The organism is Corynebacterium sp. KPL2861 (assembly GCF_040225475.1).
GTDB lineage: Bacteria > Actinomycetota > Actinomycetes > Mycobacteriales > Mycobacteriaceae > Corynebacterium.
The window spans coordinates 99,202-112,757 of the sequence record NZ_JBEHFW010000007.1; the positions used below are offsets into that span (position 1 = coordinate 99,202).

Sequence of the window (13,556 nt, forward strand, 5' to 3'; positions counted from 1 at the left end):
GGTGGATTATCGCGGCGCTAGGGCGCTGCAGGGCGCGTGCCGGCGCAGCTTAGTGCTCGTCGTAGTGATCGCCGTGAGCGGCGTGGCGGTGACCGTCGTGGATGTAGTCAACGTGGTCGCCGTGAGGGACAGCAACGTGGCCGCAGCCCTCACCATGGGTGTGGTCGCTGTGAGGTTCAGCCTCAATGTGCTCGTTGGTCTCGCACTCGTCCCAGTGGCCCTCGTGCTCGCGGTGGATGTGACCATCGTGCACGAAGTCGGTGTGATCCTCGTGCGGGAAAGCAACGTGGCCGCAGCCTTCGCCGTGGGTGTGCTCGTGTTCAGTGTGGGTAGCGTGAGTCATAATCATGAATCCTTTCTGTGCCTTTGGGGTCAAGGAGTGTCCTTTTCGTTTTCACTCTGTTTTCATTAAATCATGTTTTCAGTTCGGTTTCAATAGCGTGCGGGAGATTTTCGATATTTTTTCAATAGGCTACGGCGGGGTGGGGGATGTGGAGGTAAAACGCAGCAACGTCCTGGGCCGGTGGGAGGTCCAGGGCGTTGGTGAGGCATTGGTGAGGCTAGAGAAGCTCTGAAAGCTCTTGGGCGGCGGAGGTTAGCAGGCGGGCGTACTTCTTGGCGGGCGAGGGGCGGAAGCGCTCAGCGGAACCGGAGATGGACAGTGCGGCGCGAAAAACGCCGGAAGAGTCAAAGACGGGGGCGGAAATGGAGGCTAGGCCAGCTTCGCGCTCTTCGATGGATTCTGCATAGCCTTGGCGGCGGGCGGCTTCTATATCAGCGACGCTGAATTGCGCGGCGTCTAGGGGGAAGTCTACGTAGCCTGCGATGATGCGCGCTGCAGAACCGGAGGTCAGTGGCAGCTGGCGGCCTACTGGGACCACGTTGTGTAGGCCGGACGTGGGCTCGCGGGTGGCAATGCAGGTGCGGGTGGTTCCCGTGAATTCATAGAGCTGAATGGACTCACCGGTGCGGTCGAGGAGTTGGTCCATGATGGGGCCTGCGACTTCTAAAATGTGGTCGCGGTTGCCGGGGAGTGCAGGACCGGCCTTCCACTTTCCTTCAGGGGTGCGTACGAGGATGCGGTGCGCTTCTAACGCAGTGGCTAGCCTGTGTGTCGTTGCCCGAGGTAGTCCCGTGGTTTCACATAACTCATTAAGGGTCGATGGATGGTTTGCGGCGGCCATCATGATGGCCATTGCACGATCTAGTACCTTAATGCCGGAAACTGCGCTATACTCTCCCATATAATGAAATCTACGTCCCAAATTATGAGATTTCAAGTGTGGAGTGATGTTTATGAACCAGAAGCTGACCTTGGCAGAAAAAGTATGGCGTGACCACGTTGTCCAGCAGGGCGACGCGGGCGCACCAGACCTTATCTATATTGACTTCCAACTTTTGCACGAAGTTACCAGCCCGCAGGCCTTCGATGGGCTGCGCCTGCAAGGTCGCACAATGCGGCACCCGGAACTGCACCTGGCCACCGAAGACCACAACGTGCCGACGGAGGGGATTAAATCCGGCAATCTCTTAGAGATTAAAGACGAGGTATCGCGCACCCAGGTTTCTACCCTGCGCAAGAACTGCGAAGAATTTGGCGTGCGGTTGCACTCAATGGGTGATGAGCAACAAGGCATCGTGCACACCGTTGGCCCACAGCTGGGCATTACCCAGCCCGGCATGACTATTGTATGCGGCGATTCGCATACCTCGACCCACGGTGCATTCGGCTCCATCGCCATGGGCATTGGTACCTCAGAGGTAGAACACGTCATGGCCACCCAGACGCTTTCTTTGAAGCCCTTTAAGACGATGGCCATCGAAGTCACCGGCGAATTGCAGGAAGGCGTCTCCGCAAAGGACCTTATTCTGGCCATCATCGCCAAGATTGGCACCGGCGGTGGCCAAGGATTCATCATCGAATACCGCGGTGAAGCCATCCGCAAGATGTCCATGGAAGCCCGCATGACCATCTGCAATATGTCCATTGAGGCCGGTGCGCGTGCCGGTATGGTCGCACCCGATGAAACGACGTTTGAGTACGTCAAGGGCCGTGAGTTCGCCCCAAAGGGCGCCGACTGGGATAAAGCGGTGGATTACTGGAAGACGCTGCCTACTGACGATGGCGCCGAGTTCGATCGCGTCGTAGAAATCGATGGATCATCCCTGACCCCATTTGTCACCTGGGGAACGAACCCGGGCCAAGGCCTGCCGCTGGGCGAAACCGTACCGGACCCAGAAGACTGCGGCGATGACAATTCCAAGGCCACCGTGAAAAAGGCCTTGGAGTATATGGACCTGCAACCAGGAACCCCACTGCGCGATATCAAGATCGATACCGTCTTCGTGGGATCGTGCACCAATGCTCGCATCGAGGATCTGCGCGCCGCCGCCGAGGTGGTCAAGGGGCGCACCATTGACGCCAATACGCGCATGATCGTGGTTCCTTCCTCCGCGGTGGTCAAGGCCGATGCGGAAAAGGAGGGCCTAGACCAGATTTTCCAGGAGTTCGGAGCAGAGTGGCGCACGGCGGGTTGTTCCATGTGCCTGGGCATGAACCCTGACCAACTGAAGCCAGGGGAGCGGTCTGCATCAACATCCAACCGTAACTTTGAAGGCCGGCAGGGCCCTGGTGGGCGAACCCACCTCGTTTCCCCACAGGTTGCTGCCGCTACCGCCGTCACCGGATACCTGTCCAGCCCGGCTGACCTGAAATAAGCACGCGAGAAAGGTTGAAATAATGGAGAAATTTATCACCCATACCGGCACGGGAGTCCCGCTTTGGGCATCCAACGTGGATACGGACCAAATCATTCCCGCGCGCTACCTCAAATCGGTCAAGCGCACGGGCTTTGCGGAGGGGCTGTTTTCCAACTGGCGCTCTGATTCCACCTTCGTACTTAACCAAGAGCAGTTTAAGGACGGCTCCGTACTCTTTGCCGGCCGCGACTTCGGCACCGGTTCCTCCCGAGAGCACGCAGTATGGGCCTTGCGCGAATACGGCTTCAAAGCAGTATTCTCCTCCCGTTTTGCGGATATCTTCCGAGGTAACTCGGGAAAGTCTGGTCTGCTTACTGGGCTGATGGAACAAGAAGACATCGAGCTTATTTGGAAGCAGTTGGAGGCTGGGGAAACCCAAGTCACGGTCGATCTGGAGGCGCGCACCGTTCGGATTGGCGAAAACACCTACTCATTCGACATCGATGACTATACGCGCTGGCGCCTGATGGAAGGCCTCGATGACATTGGCATCACGCTGCGCGATGAAGAGGCGATCACGAGCTTCGAGAACTCTCGCGCTAGCTTCAAGCCCGCGGTTCACGCGGACTAATCCAGCAGGTGCGCCCCACGCTTTGCCGGGGCGCACACCACCGTCGTCATGATCCGGGGCAGTGGTGGGGTAACGGTCGAGTAACAAAACTGACTTCGCAAGCGTGCAGCTGGGTTTATCTATTATTCTCTGCGGTATGACTTCGCCTTATTCCGGATCGCGCGACCATGATGGATACAATCACCGCTCCCAACAGCCCTACTCAGGTGGGCAGCCGGGATATTTTCGTGAGTCGACCGCTCCAGGCGACATCGATGCCGTCAACATTATTGGCGATAGTTTCCGCTATTTCGGCCGCAATTGGGTACCGTGGCTTGTTGCCCCACTAGTGCAAATGGTCGTCCTTTTCGTCGCATACCTCATCATCGCCGTAGTCTTTGCCGCCGGCGGCGGCTCCCTTTCCATCGAGGCGGCGACCGAGGGAACCGCCTTGGACGGTTCCCTCGGCGTACTGGGCGTGCTATTACTCGCCCTCGCGGTAATAGCCCTGTTAATTGTCTATCTGTGGGCAAATGCAATCTGGTACCAAGCCGCTAATAAGCAGGTCAATGGCCAGGATTTGATGTTCGGGGATTTCTTCACGTTCAAAGGCATGGGCGGCATCATGCTGGCCTACCTCGTCACTAGCGTGGTCATCAGCATCGGCTTAGTCCTGCTGGTAATTCCCGGACTTTTCGCCCTGTTCTTCTGGTGGTGGGTCCCCGCCGTCAAGGCAGCGCGCCCAGACCTAGGCTTGGGTGACTGCTTTAAGCTTTCCGCGGATATCGCAAAGAGGAACATCGGTACCACCTTGCTGGTCGGTATCGTGCTCATCATCCTCTACATGGCGCTGGGCTCAACCGTGGTGGGTGTTGTCGTGCTGCTGGGGCTCATGGCCTTAGCCCCCACCCTCTTCGTGCGCCGCAACCTTGGCATGCGCGGCTAAGGGCTAGGGGCTCGCGCGGCCCGAGCTATCTAGCGCACAGGCAGGGGGCTGGGAAGGTAATCAGTACCGGTTAATTCACCATTGTTGAAGGACAAAACCCACACTGAGGCCTTTTTAAACTTCAATTCCTCCTGTGGCTTCTTGAGGAATTGCGGGGCTAAGTCCTCGATGATGCCGGGGATGGTCTGTCCCTGGCTGATAATGACCGGCACACCGCCGTCGTTTACGACGCGACGGAAAGCCTTTGTGGCGGCCGCCGGGTTCTTTTCCCACACCTCGTCGCCAAAGTCCTTATTAATGGCAATGTCTTTACCCAGCTCATCGGCAAGCGGCGCGGCGGTTTGCTGGCACCGGTGCGGGCGAGCCGAATAGATCGCGGTGGGGTGGTAGGCCGCCAGCATGGGCACGAGCATTTCTGCTTGGCGGCGCCCCTTCTTATCCAAAGGCCGCAGGTTGTCATCGCCCTCCCACTTTTTGCGGTCGTGGGCGTGGGCGTGGCGAACGTACAATACGCGCGTTGTGGGGGCGAGCTGCAGACGCTTTTGTGCCTTGGCCACGACGTCGGTGTCAACGTCGTAGGACAAAAGCTGCTGTGCTTGGTCAATGGGCACCCAACGCAGCTCATCGGTCTCATCATTGGGCGTATAGGTGCCGCTGAGGTAGAACGCCGCCCAGTAATAGACCACTTTGGTGCGCCCCTGCACGGGGTAGGTGACCTTGCCAATCAACTTGCCCAGGCGTACTTGGAAGCCGGTTTCTTCCTCAATTTCGCGCGCCGCGGTGGTGGGCAGAGATTCGCCTGGGTCCACCTTCCCCTTGGGCAGGGACCAATCGTCGTAATGCGGGCGGTGAATGAGCGCGATTTCAGGGTTCGCGGGGTCGCCGCGCCAGACTACGGCGCCGGCGGCAAGGGTAGTGCGGGGAAACTCTTTGGCGGGATTCACCGGAATTTCTTGGTGCCGGCCGGAAATGAATTTTTCGGACTTTTTATCTTTATCGGTCTCGTGCATCTTCTTCGCGCTCGGCATAGCTTTTCGTGCCTTTCTTCGGTGACTGAAAAATTGGCGTTAACCTCATAATCATTGTTCCACGGGGGAGATCCCTGCCGCATCCTTGCCACGCCCAGAGCGATAAATGCCTTAAGGTGGAACTAATAGGAAAAACGTTTGGAGGAAGCCATGGTAAAAGTAGCGGTAATGGGTGCCGGTTCCTGGGGCACCACCCTGGCCAAGGTATTTGCGGACGCAGGCAACGATGTCACCCTGTGGGCGCGACGGGCCGAATTGGCGGAAGCGATCAACGAAACGCATACCAACCCTGATTACCTGCCGGATATCCACCTTCCGGCGGCACTGCGCGCCACGCACGATGAGGCAGAGGTGCTTTCCGGCGCGGATATCGTGGTCTTAGGCGTGCCGTCCCAGTCCTTGCGCGCCAACGTGGAACGGTGGGCGCCCCTATTGCCCGAGGATTCCACGCTAGTCTCCATATCCAAGGGCGTAGAAACCAGCACGCTCAAGCGCATGAGCGAAGTCATCGTGGATGCAGCCGGCGTGGATCCGCAGCGCGTGGCGGTGCTATCTGGGCCCAACCTAGCTAAAGAAGTAGCGCAGGGGCAGGTTACGGCGACGGTCATCGCCTGCACTGACGAAGAACGCGCCAAGGCGGTGCAGGCGGCCATCGCCGCGCCCTACTTGCGGCCCTATACAAATACCGATGTTATCGGCGCGGAGATCGGTGGTGCTTGCAAAAACGTCATTGCCTTGGCCTGCGGCATGGCCTCGGGCAAGGGCTTGGGCAATAACACCATGGCCACGATGATTACCCGCGGCTTAGCGGAGATTACCCGCCTGGGCACGGCCTTGGGCGCGGAGCCGTTCACCTTTTCCGGCCTGGCGGGGTTGGGCGATTTGGTGGCTACGTGTAACTCCACGCTCTCGCGTAATAGGACCTTCGGTTATCGCCTCGGTCAAGGCGGCAGCCTAGAAGAAGCGAAGACGGCCACCAATGGCCAGGTAGCAGAGGGCGTGTTTTCCTCTGATTCCATCTTCCGCCTAGCCCGGCAGGCTGGGGTAGAGATGCCCATTACGGAAGCCGTCTACGGAGTGTGCCATCAGGGCATGGCTGTCGATGATATGATCATCGCCCTTATGGGTCGCTCCAAGAAGTCGGAGTAGCAGAAAGGTAAAATCATCGCCCATGACTGAAAAGACCCGCGTGGCCGTCCTTTACGGTGGCCGCAGTACCGAGCACTCCGTGTCCTGCGTATCCGCAGGCGCAATCATGAAGCACCTCGATCCGGAAAAATTCGAGGTGGTGCCCATCGGCATTACGCGCGAGGGTACGTGGACGCCGGGCGATACCGAGGGCTTAGAAATCGTCGATGGCGTCATGCCTGAGGTCAAGCGCGGCACGGAATTGGCGCTTTCTGCGGATCCATCGCGTAAGGGTGAAATCCGCACGATTAGTGACGGTTCGCTGTATGCCCACGTTGACGTTATCTTTCCCATTCTCCATGGGCCTTATGGTGAAGACGGCACCATGCAGGGGCTTTTCGAGCTCTCCGGAATCCCTTATGTGGGCCCTGGCGTATTGGCGTCCTCGGTGGGAATGGACAAGGAATTTACCAAGAAGATTTTATCCGCCGCGAGCCTGCCGGTGGCACCAGAGGTCATTGTGCAGGGCCGCACGGAATTGACCGCGGAAGAAAAAGACCGCCTTGGCCTGCCGGTCTTCGTCAAACCCGCCCGCGGGGGCTCTTCGATTGGAGTATCCAAGGTGAGCGACTGGGCGGATTTTCCAGAAGCCGTGCGCATTGCCTTGGAAGACGATGACAAGATTTTGGTCGAGCCAGAAATCGTCGGCCGCGAGGTAGAGGTCGGCGTCCTGCAATACCCAGATGGCGAGCTTATTGCCTCGGTGCCGGCGCTGCTCAAGGGCATTGATGACTCCGATGAGGGCTTCTATGGCTTTGAGACCAAATACCTAGATAACGTGGTCACAGCCCAAATTCCCGCGCCTTTCCCAGAAGAACTCACGGCGCAATTGCGCGATATGGCGATTCGGGCCTTCAAAGCGCTCAACTGCGCCGGCCTTTCCCGTGTGGACTTCTTCGTCACTGAAGAAGGCCTGTACATCAATGAGGTCAATACCCTGCCGGGATTTACCCCGATTTCCATGTACCCGCAGGTGCTGGCGGCCTCTGGCGTGGATTACCCCACGCTGCTTGAGGTACTCATCGCCAGCGCAGAAGCCCGCACCGCGTAGGTCTGCGGCTTCCTTTACCTTTCTGGGACGTGCTCCGCGGTGATATCGCTTAGGGCCACCAGTGCTGCCTGCGCGGAATCCTGCGGGGCGTGCAGCGCCAGGTAATTCTCGCGGCCTAGCGCAAACCAGGTTCCAGCAGTAGTGCCTTGCGCCAAGGTCGTGTCCTCAAACCACGCAATGTCGTTGACCTGTTGGAGCTGCACGCCTGCCTCGTAATTTTCCGGCTGGGCGACGCCACAGCGCGCGACGATGTCCTCGTGCCCCTCAGAGCTCCACACGTAGGTGTCCTTATCGTCTACATCGCGGCGGTGGTAGCCATCCGCAATCTCGTCCGGCAGCGCCTTTTCTACTGCGGCGCAGCGGTCATTTTTGGCCGGTTTCAGATCGCGCAACGGGGCAGGGTGGGTCTCCGCTGGCTTATTCTCCAGGGTAGAAACGGCCTCGTTGAGGTCCTTCGGCTCTTCGTCATTAAAAGTCGTTACCGCCACGACGGGAAAGCGTTGGGTCGAATACCAGGTAGAAAGGTTAGAGCCAGATGTTGCGTCCTTGACCTTGAACCACTGCTCACCATCGATATCTTGCGTGGTGGAGTAATCGGTGTACTGGAAGGGCATGGCAACACCACAGCGCGCCGTTATCTTTTCCTGGGAATTGGCGGCCCAGGCGGCAACGCCGGCGGGAACGGGTTCCGCAACATCGGCGCGCGGTTGACCCATGGCTTCATCGGGAAGCGCATGCACAAAGTCCGTGCACGCCTGCGAGTTGGCCTCGGGGGAATCCACCGGGGAGACCGCCACGGGGGCCTTGGCTGTGTTTGTGAATACGTATTTCGCGCCGAAAAGGACCGCTAGAACCATCACTATGGACAACCCAAGTGAAATGAAGATCGCGGTGCGGTTAAATTGGGATGTCATAGGGGCTCATTTTATCGAAAGGATGCCGGTGAACTTAAGTCAGACTCTCGCGGACGTGGGGGAGCAGGCGGTGATTCGAGAAATCACAACGGCCGCTCCCAGTAGCTTGAATGGCGATGATGCTGCTGTGCTTTTCGCGGCACCACCTAATTCACGCACGGTGGCCTCTACCGATCTGATGGAAGATGGCCGGCACTTCCTGCGGGAATGGTCTACGCCGCGCGAAATTGGCAAAAAGGCCATTCTGCGCAACTTCGCCGATATCGAAGCCATGGGTGCGCGCCCAGTGGCGGCCCTTTTAGCTATCGCTGCACCGAGCGACACGCCGGTGAGTTTTGTCAGGGGCGTGGCCAAGGGCATCGCCGAGCATTGCTCTTTCTACAATGCTGAGCTGGTGGGCGGGGATATTACGAAATCGGACCTGCTGGTTATCAATATCACCGCCATTGGCTTTTTGGGCGGCAGCCGGGCCGCGTTGACCCTTGATGCGGCGCGGGCGGGCCAGAAGGTCGTGGCCCACGGCGAGATTGGCCACGCCGCAGCAGGCTTGTCCCTGCTGCAGCGCTTTGGCCGCAATCTGCCGGCAGAGCATGCGGATTTGTACCCGCTCATTGATGCCCAATGCGCCCCCTGGCTCAGCCCCGGACGCGGCGTTATTGCCCGCGCCGCCGAGGTTACGGCCATGACCGATAATTCCGATGGCCTCATCCAAGACTGTGGGACCATGGCGCAGCGCTCTGGTGTACACATTGATTTGGATGTCGATGCCATCCAACCCGATCCACTCCTGCACGCCGCGGCCGCCGTCCTTGACTGCGATCCGTGGCAATGGGTCCTAGCCGGCGGCGAGGACCATACCCTGATTGGAACCACCGCAAAGCAGGCGCCTTCGGGGTTCCGGGAAATCGGCACCGTCTCGCGCGGCAGCGGCATCACCGTAGATGGTCAACGACCCCGTTATGCAGAAGGATGGGCAGGATTTTAGATATGCACCCGACTTACCATCCCTCGTGGGAACCGGTTCTCGCGCCGGTGCTGGAGCAGCAGTGGCCACGGATTTCTCAGGCGCTGGACAATCAGGATTACCTGCCGCCGGCAGAAGACGTATGCAGGGCATTGCAGATGCCGCTTGACGATGTCCGCGTGCTCATCGTTGGCCAAGACCCCTATCCCACCCCGGGCCACGCGATGGGGATGGCCTTTTCCACCAAGCAGGGGGTTAAACCCCCGCGGTCCCTGGTCAATATTTACCGCGAGCTGTATGACGATGTGGGCGTTCGCGGGCGCGAGGACGGCGATCTAAGCGCCTGGGCCGACCAGGGAGTCTTGCTCCTTAACAGGGTGCTAACCGTGGCACCGGGACAGGCGGGCTCGCACCGGCGCATTGGCTGGGAAGAGGTGACCGAAGCCGCCATCCGCGCTCTTAACCGCACCCCGATGGTCGCCATATTATGGGGCCGCGATGCCCAATCCTGCGAGCGCTTCCTCCCCGATGTGCCTTGCATTACCTCCCCGCACCCTTCGCCGCTCTCGGCCAGCCGCGGGTTCTTTGGTTCCCGCCCATTTTCCCGGGCAAACGCCCTTTTGCGGGACCAAGGCGCGCGAGAGATCGCGTGGGACTTGTAAACTATTGCGCATGTCATACCCCAGCACGCTGGACGCTCACGGATTGCGCAATTGGGCGCACCGCGCTGTAGGCGAGCTTTCCCATCGTCGCGCCGAAATCAATGCGCTCAACGTTTTTCCGGTGCCGGATTCTGATACCGGCTCGAATATGGCGCACACCATGGAAGCCGCCGTCGCCGAGGTGGAAAAGGGTGGCGGCGACGTTGCGGCCGCGCTTGCGATGGGCGCCGTGCGCGGGGCGCGGGGAAATTCCGGAATGGTCCTCTCGCAGGTCCTGCGCGGGATCGCGGAGGCCACCGTGGATTCCAGCATCGATGGCGCCATCTTTGCCGCCTCCCTCATGCATGCGGTAGAGCTCGTGGACCGAGCCATTGCAGAGCCGGTGGAAGGCACGGTCATTACCGTATTGCGGTGTGCGGCAGAAAAGGCGGAGCACACCGCGCGGCAACCCGAATCTAGTTTTCACGGCGTCGTAGCGGAGACGATTTCGGCAGCCCAGAAAGCCCTTGCGGAAACACCCTCGCAGCTGCCAGAACTGCGTGCAGCCGGGGTCGTGGATGCAGGCGGTGCCGGTTTAGTCATCCTTTTAGAAGCCCTCCTTGCAGAAATCGAGGGCACTACCAGCCACGCAGCCGAATCCATGGAAGAGACCGTCACTGAACTCGAGGTGGTCTTCTTTTTCGAAGGCGATAGCGCGGTACTGAAGGAGAAGATTGCCCCCTTGGGCACGAGCCTGGTCATCGCGCAGGCAGGAGAGGATAGCGCCTCCATCCATATCCATTCCACCCAGGCCGGTGAGGTCATCGAAACCGCCTTTGCCGCAGGATCGGTCAGTAACTTGCGGCTTGAGGCACTTCCGGAGACCTCGGCCCCGCGCGGAGACACTGGCGCCGGTCATACGCGCACCGTCTATGCCGCAGTGCCCGCCGGCCCCGTGGCTGAGCTTGTGCAGTCCGCTGGGGTTACGGTGGTCGAACCAGGAGAAACCATCCACGCGGCTGGCGAGGACATCGTCTTATCCAGCGGGCTAGAAGAACACGCAACTGCAGCGCATACCGTGGACATTTCTTCGCTTGCGGCGGGGCTTGCCGCCATCTCCGTCTATGAGCCGGATAATGCGGATACCGCCGCGGTAGTAGAATCCATGCGCGATGCGGCGCAGTCGATGCGGGTGGCGCACCCAGCGGAAGAATCTGAAGAAGCCATCGCTAAGATGTGCCGCCAGCTGCTCGCCGCAGGCGGGGAGCAGGTCACGGTCATTAGCCCGCTTACTATCTCGCAGGAAGAATTGGCGGCAGAGCTTGGCGTCGACGTTGTGGCCCTGCAGGTGCCGGATATTCCCACTGAGATTGGGGTGGAATAGCGATGCTTGGCTGGCAAGATGATCGCCCGTTGACCGATGTCTTGGATAAAAAAGACGCTACCAAGATCACCAAAGCGCTGGGATATAAGACCTGCGGGGAACTCTTAGCGCACTATCCGCGCGATTACATTCGCCACAATCAAGACGTGGGGCTTGGCGATGCCGCCGAGGGCGAGATCGTCACCGTCACCGGAACCGTAACGGGAATAACGACCCGCGATACGGGCAAGACCACCATCATCAACGTCCAGCTCGATGGTCATATTATCGCCACGTTTTTTAATGCAATGTACGTCTTGCGCATGCTCCATCGCGGGCAGCGGGTTATGATGAGCGGAAAATTGAAATATTTCCGCCAGCAGCCCCAGCTACAACAACCGGATTTCGTAGAAATCGATGCCTTCGGACGCCCAGACGGGGAACTCGCCGCCTACCAGGCGCCTGCGGCGGGAAAGAAGAAGCCCCAAAAGGCAACTGGGTCCCTGCGCAACCTGTCCCAATTCGGCCGACTCGATAAATTATTGCTCGAGCGGGAATGGATCCCGGTATATCCCGCCACGGCAAAGATCACCTCGTGGTACCTCATGGGGGCCATCCACTACGTGCTCTCGCACACCCCAACCATCCGGGAACCATTAGACCAGCAGATGATTATCAGCCTGGACCAAGCGGTGCGCGAAATCCATGAGCCCGGCGCGGCTGGCCCGCAGCGCGCGATCCAGCGCCTCAAGTACAACGAGGCGCTCTCCATTGGCCTGGTCATGGCGCTGCGCCAGCGCGATGCGCACGCGCACACGGCGCCGACGATGCCCGCCATTTTGGGCGGCTTCCGCGAAGAGTTATTGACCCACCTGCCTTTTGAGCTCACACGAGGCCAGCGACGGGTCATCACTGAGATCGATGATGACCTGTCTGGTTCCTTACCCATGATGCGCTTGTTGCAGGGCGAGGTGGGCTCGGGAAAAACCATGGTCGCCACCTGCGCCATGCTGCAGGCCATCGATGCCGGAAGCCAGGCGGCGTTGCTTGCTCCCACCGAAGTCTTGGCCTCCCAGCACGCGGCTTCCATTGGTACGTCGGTCCCAGAAGGGGTCAAGGTGGTGCTCCTCACCGGCTCCATGCGGACAGCTGAGAGGCGTCAAGCCCTTCTCGATATCGTCTCAGGTGAGGCAAATATCGTCATCGGCACGCATGCCATCATTCAAGAATCGGTAGAGTTCTTCGATTTGGGTTTGGTGATCGTGGATGAGCAGCACCGCTTTGGCGTCGAGCAGCGCGATAGCCTTCGGTCTAAGACGCGCGAGGGGATAAGCCCCCACGTCTTGGTCATGACGGCGACGCCCATCCCGCGCACCATCGCCATGACGATTTTTGGCGATCTCGCGGTATCGACGCTTGCTGAGCTGCCCGGTGGGAGAAAACCGATTCAATCCGCCGTGGTAGCGGAGTGGCGCCCCATATGGGTGGCGCGGGCGCTAGAGCGCATCCGTGAGGAAGTAGCGCATGGCCACCAGGCGTATATCGTCTGTCCGCGCATCGAGGGCGAGGGCGGCGTTGTTGAGTTGGCGGAACAGCTTGCCGCCGGCCCGTTGAGGGGATTGCGGGTAGATATCCTGCATGGCAAGATGCCGAATAAAGATGAGGTCATGACCTCTTTTGCTCGGGGAGAGATCGATATCTTGGTATCGACCACGGTTATCGAGGTGGGCGTCGATGTTCCCAATGCCACGGTCATGCTCATCCGCGAGGCAGAGAACTTCGGCGTCTCCCAGTTACACCAATTACGCGGGCGCGTAGGCCGCGGCGGCAATGCGTCCATTTGCCTGATGCATACGAAAGCGGAGGATAATTCGCCCTCGTATAGGCGCATAACCCAGATTGCCCAGACCTCGTCCGGGTTTGACCTTGCGGAATTAGACCTTCGGCAACGCCACGAGGGCGATATCCTGGGTGCGGTGCAATCTGGTACGCACCGGACGCTGCGGTTGCTCAACCTTGCCGATGACCAAGATATTGTCGAGCGCACTCACGCGGATGCGTATGCCATGGTCCAGCGCAACCCCCAGTTAGCTGAGGAGCTGACGCGGAATTTGAGTCAAAGCGAGCAGGAATACTTGGAGAAAAACTGAG

At 59.3% G+C, this 13,556-nt stretch carries 13 protein-coding genes; 9 read left to right on the forward strand and 4 right to left on the reverse strand.

The annotated features are described in order from the left end of the window. Nucleotides 1-49: 49 nt before the first annotated feature. A complete protein-coding gene (locus ABRP84_RS07180; RefSeq protein WP_239267650.1) occupies nucleotides 50-343 on the reverse strand; it encodes a hypothetical protein in 294 nt (97 codons plus the stop codon). Nucleotides 344-560: 217 nt separating this feature from the next. Then, nucleotides 561-1,244, reverse strand: a complete 684-nt coding sequence (locus ABRP84_RS07185; RefSeq protein WP_349853167.1) for an IclR family transcriptional regulator — start codon at nucleotides 1,242-1,244, stop codon at nucleotides 561-563. A gap of 52 nt (nucleotides 1,245-1,296) precedes the next feature. Here ABRP84_RS07185 and leuC point away from each other — a divergent pair, with 52 nt between their 5' ends. The 3 genes from leuC to ABRP84_RS07200 all read left to right on the forward strand — a co-directional run bounded on the left by leuC (nucleotide 1,297) and on the right by ABRP84_RS07200 (nucleotide 4,256). Then, the gene (gene leuC / locus ABRP84_RS07190; protein WP_349853168.1) at nucleotides 1,297-2,718 is read left to right on the forward strand and encodes a 3-isopropylmalate dehydratase large subunit; all 1,422 of its coding nucleotides are present in this window, start codon (nucleotides 1,297-1,299) and stop codon (nucleotides 2,716-2,718) included. Nucleotides 2,719-2,740: 22 nt separating this feature from the next. Further along, entirely contained in the window at nucleotides 2,741-3,331 is a 591-nt protein-coding gene (gene leuD, locus ABRP84_RS07195; RefSeq protein ID WP_349853169.1) for a 3-isopropylmalate dehydratase small subunit, read from the forward strand. A 136-nt stretch (nucleotides 3,332-3,467) separates the two neighbouring features. Continuing rightward, complete coding sequence (locus ABRP84_RS07200) at nucleotides 3,468-4,256, forward strand: hypothetical protein (protein WP_349853170.1); 789 nt, start codon at nucleotides 3,468-3,470, stop codon at nucleotides 4,254-4,256. A gap of 29 nt (nucleotides 4,257-4,285) precedes the next feature. Here ABRP84_RS07200 and ABRP84_RS07205 read toward each other — a convergent pair whose 3' ends face one another. After that, complete coding sequence (locus ABRP84_RS07205; RefSeq protein WP_349853172.1) at nucleotides 4,286-5,284, reverse strand: NUDIX hydrolase; 999 nt, start codon at nucleotides 5,282-5,284, stop codon at nucleotides 4,286-4,288. Nucleotides 5,285-5,434: 150 nt separating this feature from the next. Between ABRP84_RS07205 and ABRP84_RS07210 the strand changes: the two genes are divergently transcribed. Then, a complete protein-coding gene (locus ABRP84_RS07210) occupies nucleotides 5,435-6,433 on the forward strand; it encodes an NAD(P)H-dependent glycerol-3-phosphate dehydrogenase (RefSeq protein WP_349853173.1) in 999 nt (332 codons plus the stop codon). 22 nt (nucleotides 6,434-6,455) lie between these two features. Further along, a complete protein-coding gene (locus ABRP84_RS07215) occupies nucleotides 6,456-7,523 on the forward strand; it encodes a D-alanine--D-alanine ligase family protein (protein WP_349853174.1) in 1,068 nt (355 codons plus the stop codon). A 14-nt stretch (nucleotides 7,524-7,537) separates the two neighbouring features. Here ABRP84_RS07215 and ABRP84_RS07220 read toward each other — a convergent pair whose 3' ends face one another. Beyond that, nucleotides 7,538-8,437 carry a DUF3515 domain-containing protein gene (locus tag ABRP84_RS07220; protein ID WP_349853175.1) on the reverse strand — a complete coding sequence of 300 codons (900 nt, stop codon included), beginning with the start codon at nucleotides 8,435-8,437 and terminating at the stop codon, nucleotides 7,538-7,540. Between ABRP84_RS07220 and ABRP84_RS07225 the strand changes: the two genes are divergently transcribed. The 4 genes from ABRP84_RS07225 to ABRP84_RS07240 are packed head-to-tail and all read left to right on the forward strand — an operon-like array spanning nucleotide 8,385 to nucleotide 13,555. Continuing rightward, the gene (locus tag ABRP84_RS07225; RefSeq protein ID WP_349853176.1) at nucleotides 8,385-9,422 is read left to right on the forward strand and encodes a thiamine-phosphate kinase; all 1,038 of its coding nucleotides are present in this window, start codon (nucleotides 8,385-8,387) and stop codon (nucleotides 9,420-9,422) included. The genes ABRP84_RS07220 and ABRP84_RS07225 overlap by 53 nt on opposite strands. Nucleotides 9,423-9,424: 2 nt before the next feature. Next, on the forward strand, nucleotides 9,425-10,063 hold the full coding sequence (locus tag ABRP84_RS07230) for a uracil-DNA glycosylase (RefSeq protein WP_349853177.1): 639 nt from the start codon (nucleotides 9,425-9,427) through the stop codon (nucleotides 10,061-10,063). A gap of 10 nt (nucleotides 10,064-10,073) precedes the next feature. Next, the gene (locus ABRP84_RS07235; RefSeq protein WP_349853178.1) at nucleotides 10,074-11,426 is read left to right on the forward strand and encodes a DAK2 domain-containing protein; all 1,353 of its coding nucleotides are present in this window, start codon (nucleotides 10,074-10,076) and stop codon (nucleotides 11,424-11,426) included. A gap of 2 nt (nucleotides 11,427-11,428) precedes the next feature. Beyond that, entirely contained in the window at nucleotides 11,429-13,555 is a 2,127-nt protein-coding gene (locus tag ABRP84_RS07240) for an ATP-dependent DNA helicase RecG (protein ID WP_349853179.1), read from the forward strand. Nucleotide 13,556: the final 1 nt, after the last annotated feature.